This window comes from Cupriavidus sp. 94F1, assembly GCF_057798875.1.
The window spans coordinates 413,999-432,721 of the sequence record NZ_JBYOJT010000002.1 but is presented as its reverse complement, the minus strand read 5'-3'; the positions used below and the strand labels follow the sequence as shown (position 1 = coordinate 432,721).

18 protein-coding genes are annotated in these 18,723 nt (G+C 65.1%); 2 read left to right on the top strand and 16 right to left on the bottom strand.

Annotated features, from left to right (window positions below; translation table 11 throughout):
* Positions 1-24: 24 nt before the first annotated feature.
* On the bottom strand, positions 25-948 hold the full coding sequence (locus tag AC3FJ6_RS06025) for a histone deacetylase family protein (protein ID WP_400393256.1): 924 nt from the start codon (positions 946-948) through the stop codon (positions 25-27).
* A 152-nt stretch (positions 949-1,100) separates the two neighbouring features.
* Here AC3FJ6_RS06025 and mltB point away from each other — a divergent pair, with 152 nt between their 5' ends.
* Positions 1,101-2,204 carry a lytic murein transglycosylase B gene (gene mltB / locus AC3FJ6_RS06020; RefSeq protein ID WP_153947444.1) on the top strand — a complete coding sequence of 368 codons (1,104 nt, stop codon included), beginning with the start codon at positions 1,101-1,103 and terminating at the stop codon, positions 2,202-2,204.
* Between the two features lie 90 nt (positions 2,205-2,294).
* Here the strand turns inward: mltB and cysM are convergent, their stop codons facing one another.
* The 11 genes from cysM to cmk form a co-directional block, all read right to left on the bottom strand.
* Positions 2,295-3,197, bottom strand: a complete 903-nt coding sequence (gene cysM, locus AC3FJ6_RS06015; protein WP_092594854.1) for a cysteine synthase CysM — start codon at positions 3,195-3,197, stop codon at positions 2,295-2,297.
* Positions 3,198-3,293: 96 nt separating this feature from the next.
* Positions 3,294-4,619 (bottom strand): solute carrier family 23 protein, encoded by a 1,326-nt coding sequence (locus tag AC3FJ6_RS06010; RefSeq protein ID WP_488771106.1) that lies wholly within the window; start codon positions 4,617-4,619, stop codon positions 3,294-3,296.
* A 220-nt stretch (positions 4,620-4,839) separates the two neighbouring features.
* Positions 4,840-5,289: a ComEA family DNA-binding protein gene (locus AC3FJ6_RS06005; RefSeq protein WP_488771105.1), complete on the bottom strand. Its 450-nt coding sequence runs from the start codon at positions 5,287-5,289 to the stop codon at positions 4,840-4,842.
* 227 nt (positions 5,290-5,516) lie between these two features.
* The gene (gene rfaD / locus AC3FJ6_RS06000; RefSeq protein ID WP_153947441.1) at positions 5,517-6,509 is read right to left on the bottom strand and encodes an ADP-glyceromanno-heptose 6-epimerase; all 993 of its coding nucleotides are present in this window, start codon (positions 6,507-6,509) and stop codon (positions 5,517-5,519) included.
* A 26-nt stretch (positions 6,510-6,535) separates the two neighbouring features.
* The gene (gene rfaE1 / locus AC3FJ6_RS05995) at positions 6,536-7,480 is read right to left on the bottom strand and encodes a D-glycero-beta-D-manno-heptose-7-phosphate kinase (protein ID WP_400391713.1); all 945 of its coding nucleotides are present in this window, start codon (positions 7,478-7,480) and stop codon (positions 6,536-6,538) included.
* 70 nt (positions 7,481-7,550) lie between these two features.
* A complete protein-coding gene (locus AC3FJ6_RS05990; protein ID WP_488771104.1) occupies positions 7,551-8,924 on the bottom strand; it encodes a UDP-glucose dehydrogenase family protein in 1,374 nt (457 codons plus the stop codon).
* A gap of 39 nt (positions 8,925-8,963) precedes the next feature.
* Positions 8,964-10,196, bottom strand: a complete 1,233-nt coding sequence (gene lapB / locus AC3FJ6_RS05985) for a lipopolysaccharide assembly protein LapB (protein ID WP_488771103.1) — start codon at positions 10,194-10,196, stop codon at positions 8,964-8,966.
* 3 nt (positions 10,197-10,199) lie between these two features.
* Positions 10,200-10,523: a LapA family protein gene (locus AC3FJ6_RS05980; protein ID WP_153946793.1), complete on the bottom strand. Its 324-nt coding sequence runs from the start codon at positions 10,521-10,523 to the stop codon at positions 10,200-10,202.
* Positions 10,524-10,749: 226 nt separating this feature from the next.
* Positions 10,750-11,163, bottom strand: a complete 414-nt coding sequence (locus AC3FJ6_RS05975) for an integration host factor subunit beta (protein ID WP_092594867.1) — start codon at positions 11,161-11,163, stop codon at positions 10,750-10,752.
* A 30-nt stretch (positions 11,164-11,193) separates the two neighbouring features.
* Positions 11,194-12,888: a 30S ribosomal protein S1 gene (gene rpsA / locus AC3FJ6_RS05970; RefSeq protein ID WP_092594869.1), complete on the bottom strand. Its 1,695-nt coding sequence runs from the start codon at positions 12,886-12,888 to the stop codon at positions 11,194-11,196.
* Between the two features lie 143 nt (positions 12,889-13,031).
* Positions 13,032-13,691: a (d)CMP kinase gene (gene cmk, locus AC3FJ6_RS05965; RefSeq protein ID WP_400391700.1), complete on the bottom strand. Its 660-nt coding sequence runs from the start codon at positions 13,689-13,691 to the stop codon at positions 13,032-13,034.
* Positions 13,692-13,839: 148 nt separating this feature from the next.
* Here cmk and AC3FJ6_RS05960 point away from each other — a divergent pair, with 148 nt between their 5' ends.
* On the top strand, positions 13,840-14,076 hold the full coding sequence (locus AC3FJ6_RS05960; protein ID WP_488771102.1) for a DUF2061 domain-containing protein: 237 nt from the start codon (positions 13,840-13,842) through the stop codon (positions 14,074-14,076).
* Between the two features lie 27 nt (positions 14,077-14,103).
* Here AC3FJ6_RS05960 and aroA read toward each other — a convergent pair whose 3' ends face one another.
* The 4 genes from aroA to pheA are packed head-to-tail and all read right to left on the bottom strand — an operon-like array spanning position 14,104 to position 18,691.
* Positions 14,104-15,414 carry a 3-phosphoshikimate 1-carboxyvinyltransferase gene (gene aroA / locus AC3FJ6_RS05955; protein WP_488771101.1) on the bottom strand — a complete coding sequence of 437 codons (1,311 nt, stop codon included), beginning with the start codon at positions 15,412-15,414 and terminating at the stop codon, positions 14,104-14,106.
* A gap of 44 nt (positions 15,415-15,458) precedes the next feature.
* The gene (locus AC3FJ6_RS05950; protein WP_092595513.1) at positions 15,459-16,358 is read right to left on the bottom strand and encodes a prephenate dehydrogenase; all 900 of its coding nucleotides are present in this window, start codon (positions 16,356-16,358) and stop codon (positions 15,459-15,461) included.
* A gap of 20 nt (positions 16,359-16,378) precedes the next feature.
* Positions 16,379-17,527 (bottom strand): histidinol-phosphate transaminase, encoded by a 1,149-nt coding sequence (gene hisC / locus AC3FJ6_RS05945; protein ID WP_488771100.1) that lies wholly within the window; start codon positions 17,525-17,527, stop codon positions 16,379-16,381.
* Positions 17,528-17,545: 18 nt separating this feature from the next.
* Positions 17,546-18,691 carry a prephenate dehydratase gene (gene pheA, locus AC3FJ6_RS05940; RefSeq protein WP_153946789.1) on the bottom strand — a complete coding sequence of 382 codons (1,146 nt, stop codon included), beginning with the start codon at positions 18,689-18,691 and terminating at the stop codon, positions 17,546-17,548.
* Between the last annotated feature and the right edge of the window lie 32 nt (positions 18,692-18,723).

Here is an 18,723-nt window from a genome sequence, read left to right as displayed (position 1 = left end):
CATTTTGGGCCGAATAAAGCATATTCAGGCTTCCATTAGCACCTTGAGATGGGCGAAGACACTACGCGCGAGCGCGCTGAGGTTATAGCCGCCCTCCAGACAACTGACGATGCGGCCCTGCGCGTGGGTCTTGGCCACCTGCACCAGTTGCTCGGTGATCCAGGTGTAGTCCTGCTCGACCAGCCCCATCTGGCCCAGGTCGTCCTCGCGGTGCGCGTCGAAGCCCGCCGAGATGAAAATCATCTCTGGCTTGAACTCGTTCAGACGCGGCAGCCAGATGGTTTCCACCACCTCGCGCACGGCCATGCCGTTGGTGTACGCCGGCAGCGGAATATTCGACATGTTCGCCGCCAGGTGCTCGGTGCCGCTGTACGGATAGAACGGATGCTGGAAGAAGCTGCACATCATGACCTGCGGGTCGTCGCGGAAGGCCGCTTCGGTGCCGTTGCCGTGATGTACGTCAAAATCGACAACCGCCACGCGCTGCAGGCCGTGGGCCGCGATGGCGTGCCTGGCCGCAATGGCCACGTTGTTGAAGAAACAGAAACCCATCGCATGGTCGGGCTCGGCGTGATGGCCCGGTGGACGCACGCAGCAGAATGCGTTTTCGAGCTGGCCCGCGATCACCGCGTCGGTGGCGGCCACGGCTGCACCGGCCGCATGGGTGGCGGCGGTGAGGGTGTGGCAGTTCATGGACGTGTCGGGGTCGATCGGGTAGTAGCCGGTCGATGGACTGTTGGCGCTCAGGCTGGCAACGTAGTCGTGCCGATGCACGCGCTCGATCTGCTCGTCGGTGGCGGCCGGGGCATCGCGCCGGTCGAGCAGGCCGTCCATCCCGTGCGAAATCAGATGGTCTTCGATGGCCTGCAGGCGTTCCGGGCATTCGGGATGGAAAAACCCCATCTCGTGCTGCAGGAACGACGGATGCGTGTAATAACCCGTTGGCATTTTGGATTGTGGGTCAAGTTTGTCTCCAGCCATTACGTTAGCACAGGACGTACCCGGACTCGGCGACGCCCGAACTTCGTAACCAATCCCCCCGGAACGGGGCGTCGCGTGTATCGCATCCGCTATACTCGGTGCGACTTGCAAAGGACATCATGACCGACCAACAGCGTTCCTTGCGCCGCCCGCTATTGGGCGCCGCACTCACCGCTGCCGCATTGGGCCTGTGCGGCGTTTCTCCAGGACTCCTGGCCGCCGGCCGACGCGTAAGTGTCCGGGAAGAGGAAATCGAACCGGGCCGCTACCGGAATCATCCGAAGACGCAGGCATTCATCGACGAGATGGTGGCGCGCAATGGCTTTCAGCGGGCCGAACTGGAATCGTATTTCAGCCAGGCCGTGTATTCGGCCACGGTCTCGCGGCTGATCATGCCGCCGACCACGCCGGGCAAGAAGAGCTGGCGTGCGTACCGGTCGCGCTTTATCGAGCCGATCCGCATCAATGCCGGTGTCCGCTTCTGGCAACAGAACCGCGAGGCGCTGCGCCGCGCGGAGGCCGAGTTCGGCGTGCCGGCATCGGTCATCGTCGGCATCATTGGCGTGGAAACGATCTACGGCCGCGACATGGGCACATTCCGCGTGCTCGACTCGCTGTCCACCCTGGCGTTCGACTACCCCGACACGCCGAATCGCGACGCCCGCACGACGCTGTTCCGCAACCAGCTTGCCGATTACCTGGTCTGGTGCCGCGACACCAGGACCGACGTGTACTCGGTCCTGGGCTCCTACGCCGGTGCCGTGGGCATCCCGCAATTCATGCCGACCAGCCTGCGCGAATACGCCATCGACTACGACGGCGACGGCCATGTCGATCTGCGCAACAGCCCCACCGACGCCATCGGCAGCGTTGGCCGATTCCTGCAACTGCATGGCTGGGAACAGGGCCGGCCCGTGGTCTGGCGGATCGCCGGCGACGCCGGCAGCCTTGGCGTGGCCACGGCCGCGGCCGACGGCGAACCCTGGCCGACGCGCACGCTGAACCAGCTGACCAAGGCCGGGCTGCGCGTGGACGAACCGATCGACGTGCAGCGCGAAGGCGAAACAGGGGTGCTGGTCGTCGATTTGCCGACGCCGGACCAGCCGACCGAGTACATGATCGGCCTGCGCAACTTTTATGTCCTGACGCGCTACAACCGCAGCTTCTTCTATGCGCTGGCGGTGTATCAGCTGGGCGAAGCCGTCAAGGCCGCCATGGGTTGAGCGCCAAGGCCCCTGTCAGGCAAAAAGCCCCGCGGCGATGCCGGCGGGGCTTTTTGTTGGGTGGCGAGTCCCTGGGGTCAGGCGCTGGATTCAGGCCGGGAAGACCCCGGTCGACAGGTAGCGGTCGCCACGATCGCACACCACGAAGACGATCGTCGCATTCTCCACTTCCTCGGCAATGCGCAGCGCCACGCACAGGGCGCCAGCGGCCGAGATTCCACAGAAAATGCCTTCCTCGCGGGCCATCCGGCGTGCCATGTGTTCCGCATCGGCCTGCGTGACAGGCTCCTGGCGATCAATGAACTTCGGATCGTAGATCTTCGGCAGATACGCTTCGGGCCACTTGCGTATCCCCGGAATGCGCGACCCTTCAGCGGGCTGGGCACCGATGATCTGGATGGCGGGGTTCTTTTCCTTGAGGAAGCGCGAAACACCGGTGATGGTGCCGGTCGTGCCCATGGCCGAGACGAAGTGGGTAATACGGCCCTCGGTGTCCTGCCAGAGCTCCGGTCCCGTGGACTCGTAGTGTGCCAGCGGATTGTCCGGGTTGGCGAACTGGTCCAGGATCACGCCCTTGCCCTCGCGCTCCATGGCATCGGCCAGGTCGCGCGCATACTCCATGCCGCCCTTGACCGGGGTCAGGATGATTTCCGCGCCATAGGCCGCCATGCTCTGGCGACGCTCCAGGCTCAGGTCCTCGGGCATGATCAGCACCATGCGATAGCCGCGGATGGCGGCTGCCATGGCCAGTGCGATGCCCGTGTTACCCGACGTGGCTTCGATCAGCGTGTCGCCAGGCTTGATGCGGCCACGCTCTTCTGCGCGGCGGATCATCGACAGCGCGGGGCGGTCCTTGACCGAGCCGGCCGGGTTGTTGCCCTCGAGCTTGCCAAGGATCACGTTGCCGCGCGCTTCGATGGCAGCGCCGGGAATACGCTGCAGTCGTACCAGCGGCGTGTTGCCAATGGTGTCTTCAATCGTTTTGTAGGCCATGGTGCGGGGAGGTCGGTTTTCGTCGGCCATTGTAATGCACCAACCTTACCCGCACCGGCGGCCGGGCCATTCCGCCCCGTGCCGGCGCGCGCCGGTTCAGTGCGTCAGACCCTGGTCTTCCGGATGACGGCTGCCCAGCAGGTGGTACAGCAGGATCGCGCCGAACGTGGCCGTCCCGATGCCGCCCAGCGTCATGCCGCCGAATTTCAGCGTCAGGTCGCCAGCGGCCACGGTCAGCGTCGCACCGACCGTGATCAGGTTGCGCGAGCTGGAAAAATCCACGTGGTTCTGCACCCAGATGCGCCCCGCCGTGGCCGAGATCAGGCCGAACACGACGATGGTCAGCCCCCCGATGACCGGACCGGGAATCGTCAGGATCAGCGCGCCGAACTTGGGCGAGAAACCGAGCAGGATCGCCACCGCCGCGGCCACCACGAAGATCAGCGTCGAGTAGATGCGCGTGACAGCCATCACGCCCATGTTTTCGGCGTACGTGGTCACGCCGGTGCCGCCGCCGGATGCCGACAGCATCGTGGCCACGCCATCGCCGATGAATGCGCGGCCGATGTACGGATCGAGATTGCGACCCGTCATCACGCCAATGGCCTTGATATGGCCCAGGTTCTCGGCCACCAGCACGATGGCCACCGGCGCGATCAGCAGCATCGCGTTGGCCTGGAAGACCGGCGTGGTGAACGCCGGCATGCCGAACCAGCTGGCTGCGGCCACGCCGGAAAAGTCGATGGGGTGGCCCAGGCCCATCAGGTTGGTCGCCACGAAATACGCGAGGTAGCCCGCCAGGCCGCCAAGCAGGACCGGCAGGCGCCCCAGCATGCCCGGCGCCCGTACCGCGATCAGCCCCACGGCCAGCACCGTCAGCAGGCCCACCCAGGTATCGAGCGCCGCCCCGCTGACCGCCTTGACGGCCACCGGCGCCAGGTTCAGGCCGATGGCAGCGACGATGGCACCCGTCACCACCGGCGGCATCAGTTTTTCCACCCACGCATAGCCCACGGTCTGCACGATCAGTCCGATGATGGTGTACACGGCGCCCGCGGCGATGATGCCACCAAGGGCGACCGGGATATTCGCGTTCGGGCCGCTACCGCTGTAGCCGGTCGCCGCGATCACCACCGCGATGAACGCGAAGCTCGATCCCAGGTAGCTGGGCACGCGGCCGCGCACGCACAGGAAGAACAGCAAGGTGCCGATGCCGGAGAACAGGATCGCGATATTGGGAGGAAAGCCCATCAGGATCGGGGCAATCGCCGTGGAGCCGAACATCGCCACCACGTGCTGAATGCCCGCCAGAATCGTCTGACCTGCCGGCAGGCGTTCGTCGGGAGCGATCACCCCCTCGGTCTTGAGCCGCCATTTCGGCAGGAAACTCCCGTCGTCAATGCTGTCCTGGCCATTCGCCATGTTGTTCTCTCCCTGTCAGCGGCACGGCTGCGTTGCCGGTTGAATGATCGGTATGGAATCTCGGGTTGCGGGCCGGCGCCAGGCGTCGGGCCGCAACGGCGATGCGCATGATACCCCGCACCCCCGGTGGTGCAAATCGGGGCTGCGGCGCGCATGCCACGCCAGCGAAGCACAACGCATACCAGCCCCGGGCTGTTGACCCGGGGCGCGAGCGCCGGCCTCAGCGCGCTGGCGTGGTCTTCGGCGCGGCCTGCGGCGACGGCTTCGGCGCGGGCTTGCCATCCTTGCGGGCGCCCGCCGTGTTAGCGGACGGCTTGCCGAACGTCAGGCCCGCTTCCTGGAGATTGGCCGCCGATTTCGCCCCTACTCCCGGCACGCGGTCTGCAAGGTCAGCCGCGTCCTGGAACGCCCCGTTCTTGTCGCGCTCCGCCAGAATCCGCTTGGCCGTTGCCGGGCCAATGCCCTTGATCGTGGTCAGCGCCACCTCGTCGGCGCTATTCACGTCGACCTCGGCGTGCGCCGGCCCCATGCCAGCCATGGCCAGCGTGAACGCAAGGGCCAGGCTGGCGCGCCGCCACGCGCGGTGCGCGCTTCGGGATGTGCTGGTCAGAAAGTTGCCGGTCCGGGCCGCCGGCGCATTTGCCTGGGCAGCGTCGTACGTCTTGTGCATCGATGAAACTCCTTTCCTTTCGGGTTGCTGTCCGCCGCCGGATGGCAACGGAAGCGGTCAGGATAGGAGTCCGATCGGACGTCAGAAATGGCTGGACACATGAGTTCACAATATCCGCGCGTTTGTGTGTCCAAGCGCAATATTGGTGATGTACTGCCGGACTTCTACGAGTCCGGCCAGGTTGGACCGTGGCGCGGGCGCGACACGGCCATGCGCGGCCGCGCGCTTCAGCTACGGTCGAGCAACCACTTGCAGTAGCGGCTCACGCCTTCCTGCACCGTCAGGAACGGCGCCTCGTAGCCGGCCGAGCGCAGGCGCGAGACGTCGGACTGCGTGAAGCACTGGTACTTGCCGCGCAATGCATCGGGAAACTTCACGTATTCGACCAGCCCTTCCTGCACCATGTCTTCCAGCGACAGGGGTGGCTTGTCCTCGGACTCGCGCAATGCATTCACCACCGACACCGCAATATCGTTAAACGGCTGCGAGCGGCCGGTGCCAAGGTTGAAGATGCCGGACTTTTCCGGATGATCGAGGAAGTACAGGTTGACCTTGACCACGTCTTCCACCGACACGAAGTCGCGGCTTTGCGTGCCCGGCGCGTAGCCGTTGTACTCGCCGAACAGCTTGACCGAGCCTTCGGCGCGGAACTGGTTGAAATGGTGGAACGCCACCGACGCCATGCGGCCCTTGTGGAATTCGCGCGGGCCGTAGACGTTGAAGTAGCGGAAGCCGACGATCTGGGAATGCGCGGACGGCAGCCGGCGGCGCACCACCTGGTCGAACAGGAATTTCGAATAGCCGTAGACGTTCAACGGTTTTTCGTACTCGCGATCCTCGCGGAACATCGTAGAAGCGCCATAAGTGGCGGCCGACGACGCATAGAGGAACTGGGTGCCCTGCTCCAGGCAGGCTTCCATCAGCGCCAGCGTGTAGCGGTAGTTGTTCTCCATCATGTAGCGGCCGTCCGTTTCCATGGTGTCGGAGCAGGCGCCCTCATGGAATACCGCGCGCACATGGCCGAAATCGCCGCGCTTGAAACGCTCGACGAACTCGGCCTTGTCCAGGTAGTCGGCAATCTCGCAGTCCACGAGATTGTTGAATTTCTCGGCTCGCGTCAGGTTGTCGACGGCGACGATATGCGATTCGCCGCGTTCGTTCAGGCCCTTGACGATGTTGCTGCCGATAAAGCCGGCAGCGCCGGTCACGATGATGGTCATGGCGGATTCAGGCTGGCAGGCGCGCCTCAGGCAGCGCCAAACAATTCGGGATAAGTGACAACAGCGGTACCCAGCTTGCCGACGACGATGCTGCCGGCGCGGTTGGCATGCTGCACGGCTTCCTTGAGCGGCACACCGGCGCCCAGCATGGTGGCCAGCGTGGCAATTACCGTGTCGCCGGCCCCCGATACATCATAGACTTCGCGCGCCTGGGCCGAGACATGCAGCACTTCGGCCTCGGTATAGAGCGTCATGCCCTCTTCCGAGCGCGTCAGCAGCAACGCTTCGAGCTGAAGCGCGCGGCGCAGGTTCTGGGCGCGGATGGTCAGGTCGGCCTCGGTCTTCCAGGCACCGACCACGGCGCGCATTTCGGCGCGGTTCGGCGTGATCAGCGTGGCGCCGCGGTAGCGCGAGTAATCGTCGCCCTTGGGGTCGATCAGCACGGTGCGGCCGGCCGCGCGGCCCGCGTCGACCATGCGGCCGACATGGGTCAGGCCGCCCTTGCCGTAGTCCGACAGCACCAGCACCTGGTAGTCGTTGACCAGGGTCTGGTAGCGGTCCTGTACCGAAGCCAGCACTTCGCTGGCCGGCGCGTTCTCGAAATCCACCCGCAACAGCTGCTGCTGGTGTGCCACCACACGCAGCTTGATGGTGGTGTTCAGGCTGGCGTCGCGATGCAGGTACGGCTGGACGTGGCTCTCGTTGAGCAGCGCCTCCAGCGTGCGGCCGGGCTCGTCGTCGCCCACCACGCCGAGCATGCCCACGCGGGCGCCCAGCGCGGCGGCGTTGCGGGCCACGTTGGCGGCGCCGCCCAGGCGCTCGTCGCTGCGCTTGATCTGCACCACGGGCACGGGCGCTTCCGGCGAGATGCGCTCCACATCGCCGAACCAGTAGCGGTCCAGCATCATGTCGCCCACCACCAGCACCTGAGACTGGCGGATCTGGTCCTGCGGAATCGTGTTCTTGCTCATGAACTTCCCTTTGCGACGCGCCGTGCCGGGACGGTGCGGCGGGTCGGTCTGGTTACGCGGTTGAAACGAATCAGTGCGCGGCGGTGGAGCGCCCGATCGCGTGATATTCGATGCCGGCCTGCGCCATGGCATCCGGTTCATAGAGGTTACGGCCGTCGATGATGACCGGCGTCCTGAGCAACGCGCGGATCTGCGTGAAATCGGGGCTGCGGAACACTTTCCACTCCGTCACGATCACCAGCGCATCGGCGTCCTTCAGCACGTCCATCTGGGCGTCGCAGAATTGCACGCGATCCATGCCGCCGGGGATGTCGGCCAGGTCGGTCTCCAGCACGCGGCGGGCCTCGTGCATCGCCACGGGGTCGTGCACGCGCAGCGACGCGCCGCGCGATACCAGTTCACGGGCCAGCACGCGGGCCGGCGCCTCGCGCATGTCGTCGGTATTGGGCTTGAATGCCAGGCCCCAGATGCCGAAAGTCTTGCCGCTCAGATCCTCACCAAAGCGATTGACCACCTTGCGGCCCAGCACCTGCTTCTGTGCATCGTTGACGGCCTCCACGGCCTCCAGCACCCGCATCGGCTTGCCGTAGGCGCTGGCCGTGCGCATCAACGCCTGCACGTCCTTGGGAAAGCAGGAGCCACCGTAGCCGGCGCCCGCGTACAGGAAGCTGTAGCCAATGCGAGGGTCCGAGCCGATGCCCATCCGCACCAGTTCGATGTCGGCGCCCACTTCGTCGGCCAGGTTGGCCAGTTCGTTCATGAACGAGATACGCGTGGCCAGCATCGAATTGGCCGCGTACTTCGTGAACTCGGCCGAGCGCACGTCCATGTAGAACGTGCGCTCGTGGTTGCGGTTGAACGGCGAGTACAGCTGACGCATGATGGCCTGCGCGTGGCGGCCGGCGACGTCGGGCGCGCAGCCCAGCACGATGCGGTCCGGACGCATGAAGTCTTCCACGGCCGCGCCTTCCTTCAGGAACTCGGGGTTGGATACCACCGAGTACTGCAGGTCTTCCAGCCCGCGCGCCGTCAGTTCCTCGCGGATCACGGCGGCCACGCGGTCGCCGGTGCCCACGGGCACGGTCGACTTGTCCACCACCACCTTGAAACCGGTCATATGGCGGCCGATGTTGCGCGCGGCGGCCAGCACGTACTGCAGGTCGGCCGAGCCGTCCTCGTCGGGCGGGGTGCCCACGGCGATGAACTGGACGTCGGCATGTTCGACGCTGGCGGCGACATCGGTGGAAAACGTCAGCCGGCCCGCCGCGCGATTGCGGTCGATCAGTTCCTTCAGGCCCGGTTCGTAGATGGGCACGCCACCGGCGTTCAGCAGGGCGATCTTCTTTTCGTCGACATCGAGGCAGAACACGGAATTGCCGAGTTCGGCCAGACAGGCACCGGTCACCAGGCCAACATAGCCGCTGCCGATAATCGTAACTTTCATTGCGGAAGCTCCAGGGAATTCAGGGTCGCTTGAGATGGATTAGCCAAGCGCTTCGGAGCGGCGCGGCGCATAGGTCTCCCAGCGGTTGCAGCCGGGGCACTGCCAGTAGAAGAGCCGGGCGCGGAAGCCGCATTCGCGGCAGGTATAGCGCGCCAGGTTACGGGTGCGAAGTTGCAGCAGATCGCGGATCGCCTCGATTTCCTTCGTCTGGTCGTCCGGATCGGTGTCTGCATCCGCGCCATCGGCCGGCGCCGCGCCATCGGCACCGACAGGCTGCTGCGCCTTGGTCTCGGCCGCCTGCGCCTCGAAATACCGGGTCAGGGCCAGCAGCGTCGGCTGGCGGCGCAACTGGTCGCGCATCAGCGCGGTGGCGGCCACCGGGCCGTTCGCTTCGAGTTCGGTGCGATAGGCGGTATCGAGCAATTCCGGCGCCAGCTTGGTCTTGAGCAGGTCGCGCAGCCACTGCAGGGCCTTGCCCTGCTCGCCCAGCGTCGCGTAGGCCTTGACCACCCGGTCAGCCACCAGCGGCAGATAGGCCGCATCCTGGCTTTCGATGCCGAGCCAGTGCTCCAGCGCGCCGGTCTGGTCGCCGGCCGCGGCGGCCACATCGCCCAGCAGGATCGGCGCACGTACGTTGGCCGGGTTTTCCTCGCGGGCACGACGCAGCCATTCGACGGCTTCCTCGGGCTTCTTCTTCTGCAGCGCGTCCTGCGCCAGTTCACAGCAGAACTGAGCAATCTGCACGCGGTAGTCCTTCTGGTCCAGCGTCTGCAGTTCGCGTGCGGCGTCGATGGCCTTGGACCATTCCTTCTCGACTTCGTACAGTTCCAGCAGCACGCGCTTGGCCGATGCCGCGTATGGGCCCGACATCAGCCGGCGCAGCGACTCCTCGGCACGGTCCAGCAGGCCGGCACGCAGGAAGTCCTGCCCCAGTTCATAGAGTGCGTGCTCACGTTCGGGCTCGGGGAGGTCTGGCCGGGTGGCCAGGTTCTGATGCACGCGGATCGCGCGTTCGGTCTCGCCGCGTCGGCGGAACAGCGCGCCCAGCGCAAAGTGCAGCTCGGTGGTCTCGGGGTCGAGACGCGCCACCTCGACAAAGGCGTCGATGGCCTTGTCGGGTTGCTCGTTGAGCAGGAAATTAAGGCCCTTGAAATACGAACGCGGCAACGCGCCCTGTTCGCTCATCAGCTGGCGCAGGTCGAAGCGCGCAGCCATCCAGCCAAGGCCAAATACAAGTGGCAGCGCCAGCAGCCACCAGGTTTCAAACATCATGGGTCAGACTTTCGGACCGACTACGTTATAAGGTACGCCCGGCTTGGCCTCGGGCGGCACGACATCCACCGCCGGCGTGGCCCGCACCGCGCCCAGGGCACGACGCAGGCGCGACGCTTCCATGCGCTGGCGCATCAGCCCCGGCGCCACGGCAGCCAAGGCAGCCACGATGCCCAGCCCGAACGCGGCCAGCAGGATCAGGATCAGCGGGGCATGCCAGACCGCCCCGAAGAACAGCTGCAGGTCGGCATCGCCGGTATTGCGCAGTGCCAGCACGAACAGCAGCACGAACAGGACGATGCGGAAGATCCAGGTGATGAGTTTCATGCGGTGAATGCCATCGGATCAGGGGTGCACAACCGGTCACACAGCAGCGATCCGGCGCACCCGGCCAAGGATTCCCGGCATTGTAGCGGAATCACTTCTCGCAAACGGTAACGATTGGTCGCTTGGGCGCGCCGCCCACCGCGGGAGGCGGCCGTCATCCGCGCGCAAACAAAAACGCCCCCGAAGGGGCGTTTTTGCACAAACTTGCCAGTATGGCGAGCATGCATCAGGAACGGACCAGATTGAGCTGATTGTCCTCGTGCAGGCCGGCCGGAGCCGGTTGCGACGGGGCCAGCGACTGCCCTGCCTTGCCGTGCGGCGCCTGACCGTTGACGGTCGCGACGCCACCCTGTGGCGATACAGGGCGGTCTACCCGCTCCCGCAACTCCTTGCCCGCCTTGAAATGCGGCACCCGTTTTTCGGGCACCAGCACACGTTCGCCGGACTTGGGGTTGCGGCCCACGCGAGGCGGCCGCCGGTTCAGACCAAAGCTGCCGAAGCCACGGATCTCGATGCGATGGCCATCGGCCAGGGCTTCGGACATCGCGTCGAGTATCGTTTTTACCGAGATGTCCGCATCCCGCAGCAGCAACTGCGGAAAACGGGCAGCCAGTTTTTCGACGAGCTCGGACTTGGTCATGGGCGGTCTCGCTTCGCGCGGCGCTCTAAATTACTGGTTTTCCTGGCCCAGCTTGGCCTTCAGCAGCGCGCCCAGGTTGGTCGTGCCAGCCGTGCCGGTGTCAGCCTGGAACTTCTGCATCGCTTCCTGCTGCTCTGCGCTGTCCTTGGCCTTGATCGACAGGTTGATGTTGCGCGACTTGCGGTCGACGTTCACCACCAGGGCGGTGATCTGCTCGCCTTCCTTCAGCACGTTGCGGGCATCTTCCACGCGGTCAGCGGAGATTTCCGATGCGCGCAGGTAGCCTTCGACGTCGTCAGCCAGTTGCACCACGGCGCCCTTGGCATCCACAGCCTTGATCGTGCCGTTGACGAGCGAACCCTTGTCGTTGGCCGAGATGAAGTTGTTGAACGGATCGCCCGACAGCTGCTTGATACCCAGCGAGATGCGTTCCTTGTCGACGTCGATGCCCAGGACGACAGCTTCCACTTCGTCGCCCTTCTTGTACTTGCGCACGGCTTCTTCGCCCGACTCTTGCCACGACAGGTCCGACAGGTGCACCAGGCCGTCGATGCCGCCCGGCAGACCGATGAACACGCCGAAGTCGGTGATCGACTTGATCTGGCCCGTCAGCTTGTCGCCCTTCTTGTGGTTGCGGCTGAAATCGTCCCACGGATTGGCCTTGCACTGCTTCATGCCCAGGCTGATACGACGCTTGTCTTCGTCGATATCCAGAACCATGACTTCGACTTCGTCGCCCAGCTGGACAACCTTCGACGGGGCCACGTTCTTGTTGGTCCAGTCCATTTCCGACACGTGGACCAGGCCTTCGATACCGGCTTCGATTTCCACGAATGCGCCGTAGTCGGTCAGGTTCGTCACCTTGCCGAACAGACGCGTGCCTTGCGGGTAGCGGCGCGAGATGCCCACCCACGGATCTTCGCCCAGTTGCTTCACGCCCAGCGAGACGCGGTTCTTTTCCTGGTCGAACTTGAGGATCTTGGCGGTGATTTCCTGGCCAACCGACAGCACTTCGCTCGGGTGACGCACACGACGCCATGCCAGGTCGGTGATGTGCAGCAGGCCGTCGATACCACCCAGGTCCACGAACGCGCCGTAGTCGGTGATGTTCTTGACGATACCGTTGACGATCGCGCCTTCCTTCAGCGTTTCCATCAGCTTCTGACGCTCTTCGCCCAGCGTGGCTTCCACCACGGCGCGGCGCGACAGCACGACGTTGTTACGCTTGCGGTCGAGCTTGATGACCTTGAATTCGAGGGTCTTGCCTTCGTACGGCGTGGTGTCCTTGATCGGACGCACGTCGACGAGCGAACCGGGCAGGAAGGCACGGATGCCATTGACCATGACAGTCAGGCCGCCCTTGACCTTGCCGGTCACGGTACCCGAGATGATCTCGCCGTCTTCCAGCGCCTTCTCGAGGTTCAGCCACGATGCCAGGCGCTTGGCCTTGTCGCGGGACAGGATGGTGTCGCCATAGCCGTTCTCGAGCGCATCGATGGCCACGGAGACATAGTCGCCGGCCTGCACTTCGAGCTCGCCCTGGTCGTTCAGGAACTCCTCCACCGGCACAAATGCTTCGGACTTGAGGCCGGCGTTGACGACCACGAAATTGTGGTCGATGCGCACGACTTCAGCGGAAATCACTTCGCCAGCTTTCATATTGGAGCGGGCGATCGATTCCTCGAACAGTGCGGCAAAGGATTCGTTAGTTTGCAGGTCGGACATAAACGTAAAGTAGCAATCCGCAGTACGTAGGCCGGCACGCGTATCGTGCACAGTCTGCCTTACGCAGCGGGGTCAGGTTGAACAACCTGTACCGGACGGGTTGGGTTCCGATACAGGCCCGGTTCGGCGCCTCATGGTTTTACTCACCGCACCGCGGCGAACCACTCCAGCACCTGCGCCACCGCCTCGTCCACCGTCATTTCGGAGGTGTCCAGGCGTTGCGCGTCTTCCGCGGGACGCAACGGTGCGGCGGCACGGGAACGGTCCCGCGCGTCGCGCGCCTCGAGGTCACGCAAAAGGTCTTCGATATTAGCAGAAATTCCCTTATCAATCAATTGTTTATAGCGCCTGCGGGCGCGCGCCTCGACACTCGCCGTCAGGAACACCTTGAGGCGGGCCTCCGGGAAGATCACCGTGCCCATGTCGCGGCCGTCCGCCACGAGGCCAGGCAGCTTGCGAAAGCCGCGCTGAAGTGCGGTCAACGCATCACGCACGGGCTGATGGACGGCCAGCGCCGACGCCCGGTTGCCGATCGCCTCCTGGCGAATCAACTGGCTGACCTCTTCGCCTTCGAGCCAGACCCGGTCCGGGCCGAACTTCACATCGAGGCGCAAGGCGATCTTTGCAAGGGTATCGACGTCGCCGATGTCCACGTCGGCACGGTCGCTGGCCAGCGCCACCAGCCGATACAGCGCGCCGCTGTCCAGCAAATGGAAGCTCAGGGCATCTGCCACCTTGTGGGCCACCGTTCCCTTGCCGGAAGCGGTTGGTCCATCTATGGTGATGACGTCAATGATAGTCATTCTTAATTGGTTAGCTTGAAACTATTGATTTTCGACTTTGATTGAGAGTCGTTATCATTTGATCCATGGTTGCGCGGCTGCAGCGTTCCCGTTCCCCACAAAAGGCGCTGCGCGACCATCCCGACATTTTTCGAGCGAGCAATCCACCATGGCCAAAACCCTGACCTTCGGCATCATGCACCTGGGCATCGCCTTCAGCGTGACCTACGCGCTGACCGGCAGCCTGGCCATCAGCGGCGCCATCACCTTCATCGAACCGGCCGTCAACACGGTAGCCCACTATTTCTTCGACAAGTACTGGGAGCGCCGTGAACGTCGCGGAAATCCCGCAACGGCCGAAGCCAGCCATGAAGCGCCGGCGGCGCCCCACCTGGCCGCCGCCTGAACACTGCTATTGAACCGGAGTGGCCGCTTACCGCGCCACCCCGGCAAACACCGAGAAATACTCCGGGAACGTCTTCGCCACGCAGCCCGGATCGTTGATCCGCACCGGCAGCGGCCCAAAAGCGGCCAACGAGAAACACATGGCCATCCGGTGATCATCATAGGTGCCAATGCCTTCGGCCGGGGTCTGCCACGCGTTTGATGCCGGAGGCGTCACTTTGAGGTAGTCGGCGCCTTCTTCCACCGTGGCGCCCAGTTTGCGCAGCTCCGCCGCCATGGCGGTAATACGATCGGTTTCCTTGACGCGCCAGCTGGCGATATTGGTCAGCGTGGTCGTGCCTTCGGCGAACAGTGCCGCCACGGCCAGCGTCATCGCGGCGTCGGGAATATGGTTGCAGTCGAGTTCGATGCCATTGAGCCGGCCGTCGTCGCGCTCGGTGCCGCGAACCTCGATCCAGTTGTCGCCGGCCATCACGTTGGCGCCCATCCGGTTCAGCGCATCGGCAAAGCGCACATCGCCCTGGATGCTCGACAAACCCACGCCTTCGACCCGCACCGGACCGCCGCCAATCGCACCGGCAGCCAGGAAATACGATGCGGTCGAGGCATCCCCCTCGACGTAGATCTCGCCCGGCGAGCGGTACTGGGCGCCGGCCGGCAGGATGAATCGTTCCCAGCCCTGCCGCTCGACCACGATGCCGAAGCGCGCCAGCAGGTTCAGCGTGATCTCGATGTACGGCTTCGAGATCAGCTCACCCACCACTTCGATCTCGATCCGCCCCGACGGCGCCGACGCCATCGGCAGCGTCATCAGCAGCGCGGTCAGGAACTGGCTCGACACATCGCCACGCACGCGGATCGGCGTTTCGATGCGGATCTGCGCGGGCTTGATCTCCAGCGGCGGATAGCCGGGTGTGCCCAGGTATTCGATCGCGGCGCCAACCTGCCGCAGGCCGTCCACCAGATCGCCGATCGGCCGCTCGTGCATGCGCGCCACGCCGCTGAGCTTGTAGGCGCCGCCCTGCAGCGCCAGCGCCGCTGTCAGCGGACGAATCGCCGTACCGGCATTGCCCATGAACAGGTCGGCGGCCTTGTTCGGAAAATGGCCACCCACGCCGGTCACGATGCAGTCGCCGCCTTCACGGCGCCAGGTCACGCCCAGCACCTTCAGTGCTTCGAGCATGACCTGGGTGTCGTCGGAATCGAGCAGATCGCGAACGCGTGTCTCGCCGGTTGCCAGTGCGGACAGCAGCAGCACGCGGTTGGAGATGCTCTTCGAGCCGGGCAGGCGCACGGTGCCCGATGCGCGGGTCAGCGGGCCGAGGGTCAGATGTTCCATGGTCTTTGCAGCGTCGGCCTGGCGCCCGGAAAGGCGCCACGGCATCAGGGTTCTACGTTATGGGTGGCGGCGCGCGCCGCGCCCCACTTCAGGCGCGTGTCGCTGGCGCGCGCGAAGATCCGCTCCAGCGCGGCACCATCGCCCGCCTTGATCTGGGCCTTCAGGTGACCCAGCACGGCTTCGTACGTGTTGATCTCGCGCAGCAGCGCCTCCTTGTTGGCGATGCAGATGTCGCGCCACATCTCCGGCGACGACGCGGCAATGCGCGTGAAGTCGCGGAAGCCACCGCCGGCGAAATCGAGCTTCAGCGCCGCGTCCTCGGCATTGGCCACCTGCGCCACCAGCGCATACGACAGCACGTGCGGCAGATGGCTGACCGATGCGAACACGGCGTCATGCTGCACGGCCGACATCACGTGGACATCGGCACCCGTGGACTCCCACATGGCGCGCACCGCCGCCACATCGACGCGGCTGTTTTCCTGCAGCGGGCACATCACCACCTTCTTGCCCAGGTACAGGTCGTTCAGCGCGGCCTCCACGCCGTGCAGCTCGCGGCCGGCAATCGGGTGGGCGGGCACGAACTGCGCCACCTTGTCACCGAGCGCCGTCTTGGCGGCCATGATCACGTCGGACTTGGTGCTGCCGGCATCCGTCACGATGGTGCCGGGCTGCAGATGCGGCTCCAGCGCATGGAGCAGCGCAAAGTTCTGCGCCACCGGCGCGCACAGCACGATCAGGCTGGCGCCGCGCGCGGCTTCGGCCAGCGATTCGGCGGCCTCGTCGATGACGCCCAGCATCTTGGCCTTTTCGAGCGACGCCGCCGACCGGCCCACCCCCACCACGGTGCCGACCACGCCGGCACGCTTGAGCGACAACGCCAGCGATCCGCCAATCAGGCCGACGCCGACAATCACAACACGGGAAAAATGCAGAGCACTCACGGCTTCAGATCGATTCGGTTTCACATCAATGCCTGTTCGAGCGCCGCGATGCAGGCGGCGTTCTCGTCAGGCAGGCCAATCGTGATACGCAGCCACTGCGGCAGACCGTAGTTCGCCACCGGGCGCACGATCACGCCCTGCCTGAGCATGGCCAGGTTCACACGAGCGCCGGCACCGTCGTCCGTGCCCACGCGGACCATGACGAAGTTGCCCGACGACTTCACGTACTCCAGCCCCATGCGTTCGAAAGCGGCCACCAGCTGGGCCTTGCCGGCACGATTGAGTTCGGCGCTGCGCTGCAGGAATGCCGCGTCGCCCAGCGCCGCCACGGCTGCGGCCTGCGCCAGGCTGTTGACGTTGAACGGCTGCCGCACGCGGTTGAGCAGGTCCGTCAGCGGCAGCTGGGCCACGCCATACCCGACCCGCAGCCCGGCCAGCCCGTAAGCCTTCGAGAACGTGCGCGACACCATCAGGTTCGGATACTTGCGCACCCAGGCAATCGATTCGTACTGCTGGCCGGCGTCCAGATATTCGTTGTACGCCTCGTCCAGCACCACCACCACGTGCGGCGGCACCTTGGCCAGGAACGCCTCGATCTCGGCGGCCGACACGAAGGTGCCGGTCGGGTTGTTCGGATTGGCGATAAACACGAGCTTCGTGTCCGGCGCAATCGCGGCGGCCATCGCGTCGAGGTCATGGCCGTACTGGCGCGACTTCACCTCGATGGCGCGCGCGCCCACTTCCTGCGTGGCCAGCGCGTAGACCGCGAACGAGTATTCGGCGTAGACGATCGACTCGCCGGCACGCACCAGCGCATGCGCGGCCAGCTCCAGAATGTCGTTGCTGCCGTTGCCCAGTGTCAGCCACTCGGCCGGGACATCGAATTTTTCCGAAAGCTTGGCCTTCAGTTCGAAGCCGTTGCTGTCCGGATAGCGCCCCAGGTCTGCCGTGGCCGCCGCGATGGCGGCCCTGGCCGATGCCGGCATGCCGAGCGGATTCTCATTCGAGGCCAGCTTGACGATGCGTGCTTCGTCGAGCCCGAACTCGCGTGCCACTTCCGAAATTGGCTTTCCTGCGATGTACGGAGAAATCTTGCGGACGTAGGTCGGGCCGAAATAATCGGCCACATTGGCCGCCATATTCGCCGCCCCGCTTTCCTGTTGTGCCATGCGTGTCTCCTGCCTGCGTTATTTGCTCGACGGGTAGGACCCGAGCACCTTCAGGTACGCGGCGTTGGCGCGCAGCGCCTGGATTGCGCGTGCCACGGACGGGTCGTGCTGATGGCCTTCCACATCGACATAGAAGTAGTACTCCCACGCGCCGCTACGCGCCGGCCGCGACTCGAACCGGCACATCGACACGCCGTTGTCCGCCAGCGGCGCCAGCAGCTGGTACACGGCACCGGCCTTGTTCGGCACGGACAAGATCATCGACGTCTGGTCGCTGCCCGACGGCTCGGTCTCGTAGCGGCCGATCACGGCAAAGCGCGTGCGGTTGTGCGGATCGTCCTGGATGTTCGCCCGCACGATATGCAGGTGATAGCGGTTGGCGGCCGTTTCGCCGGCAATCGCCGCCACCGTGGGGTCCTCGCTGGCCATGCGCGCGGCCTCGGCATTGCTGGACACGGCCTGGCGCTCCAGATGCGGATAGTTGGCGGTCAGCCAGTGCTGGCACTGCGCCAGCGCCTGCGCATGCGCGCGCACCACGGTCACGCCCTTCATGTCGGGCGACGATGCCATCAGGTTGTGATGGACCTTCAGCGCGATCTCGCCGCTGATCTTCAGCGACGTCTGGAGGAACAGGTCCAGCGTGCGCGACACGGCGCCCTCGGTCGAATTCTCGACCGGCACCACGCCGTATTCCACCGTCCCGGATTCCACCGACCGGAACACCTCGTCGATGCTCGGGCACGGCACGCCCGAGACCTCGTGGCCGAAGTGCGCGTACAGCGCCTGCTCGGAAAACGTGCCGGCCGGGCCGAGGAAGGCAATCTCCAGCGGCTTTTCCAGCCCGCGACAGGCGGACATCACCTCGCGCCAGATCGACGCCACGCTTTCGCCAAGCAGCGGGCCCGGATTGGCGCCCTGCACCTTGCGGATTACCTGCAGCTCACGTTCGGGGCGAAACACCGGCGCGCCGTACTTCTTCTTGACCTCGCCCACGTCGAGCGCCAGCTGCGCGCGACGGTTCAGCAGGGCCAGCAGTTCGCGGTCGACGGCATCGATCTGGTCGCGCAGCGGCGCCAGGTCGGCGGACAGCGCCTGCTCCTGAGGGCTTGGTGCGGCATTGTCATGGCCGGAGGCGGCCACCCCCGGCTTGTCTTGCTGTGTCATAGGCCTGTGGGCCGCGCATCGCGCAGCCGCGA

What these genes read in the sequence shown, in the direction of transcription:
- AC3FJ6_RS06025 (WP_400393256.1), bottom strand. Translation starts at nt 948, where the DNA reads ATGCCAACGGGTTATTACACGCATCCGTCGTTCCTGCAGCACGAGATG.
- mltB (WP_153947444.1), top strand. Translation starts at nt 1,101, where the DNA reads ATGACCGACCAACAGCGTTCCTTGCGCCGCCCGCTATTGGGCGCCGCA.
- cysM (WP_092594854.1), bottom strand. Translation starts at nt 3,197, where the DNA reads ATGGCCTACAAAACGATTGAAGACACCATTGGCAACACGCCGCTGGTA.
- AC3FJ6_RS06010 (WP_488771106.1), bottom strand. Translation starts at nt 4,619, where the DNA reads ATGGCGAATGGCCAGGACAGCATTGACGACGGGAGTTTCCTGCCGAAA.
- AC3FJ6_RS06005 (WP_488771105.1), bottom strand. Translation starts at nt 5,289, where the DNA reads ATGCACAAGACGTACGACGCTGCCCAGGCAAATGCGCCGGCGGCCCGG.
- rfaD (WP_153947441.1), bottom strand. Translation starts at nt 6,509, where the DNA reads ATGACCATCATCGTGACCGGCGCTGCCGGCTTTATCGGCAGCAACATC.
- rfaE1 (WP_400391713.1), bottom strand. Translation starts at nt 7,480, where the DNA reads ATGAGCAAGAACACGATTCCGCAGGACCAGATCCGCCAGTCTCAGGTG.
- AC3FJ6_RS05990 (WP_488771104.1), bottom strand. Translation starts at nt 8,924, where the DNA reads ATGAAAGTTACGATTATCGGCAGCGGCTATGTTGGCCTGGTGACCGGT.
- lapB (WP_488771103.1), bottom strand. Translation starts at nt 10,196, where the DNA reads ATGATGTTTGAAACCTGGTGGCTGCTGGCGCTGCCACTTGTATTTGGC.
- AC3FJ6_RS05980 (WP_153946793.1), bottom strand. Translation starts at nt 10,523, where the DNA reads ATGAAACTCATCACCTGGATCTTCCGCATCGTCCTGTTCGTGCTGCTG.
- AC3FJ6_RS05975 (WP_092594867.1), bottom strand. Translation starts at nt 11,163, where the DNA reads ATGACCAAGTCCGAGCTCGTCGAAAAACTGGCTGCCCGTTTTCCGCAG.
- rpsA (WP_092594869.1), bottom strand. Translation starts at nt 12,888, where the DNA reads ATGTCCGACCTGCAAACTAACGAATCCTTTGCCGCACTGTTCGAGGAA.
- cmk (WP_400391700.1), bottom strand. Translation starts at nt 13,691, where the DNA reads ATGACTATCATTGACGTCATCACCATAGATGGACCAACCGCTTCCGGC.
- AC3FJ6_RS05960 (WP_488771102.1), top strand. Translation starts at nt 13,840, where the DNA reads ATGGCCAAAACCCTGACCTTCGGCATCATGCACCTGGGCATCGCCTTC.
- aroA (WP_488771101.1), bottom strand. Translation starts at nt 15,414, where the DNA reads ATGGAACATCTGACCCTCGGCCCGCTGACCCGCGCATCGGGCACCGTG.
- hisC (WP_488771100.1), bottom strand. Translation starts at nt 17,527, where the DNA reads ATGGCACAACAGGAAAGCGGGGCGGCGAATATGGCGGCCAATGTGGCC.
- pheA (WP_153946789.1), bottom strand. Translation starts at nt 18,691, where the DNA reads ATGACACAGCAAGACAAGCCGGGGGTGGCCGCCTCCGGCCATGACAAT.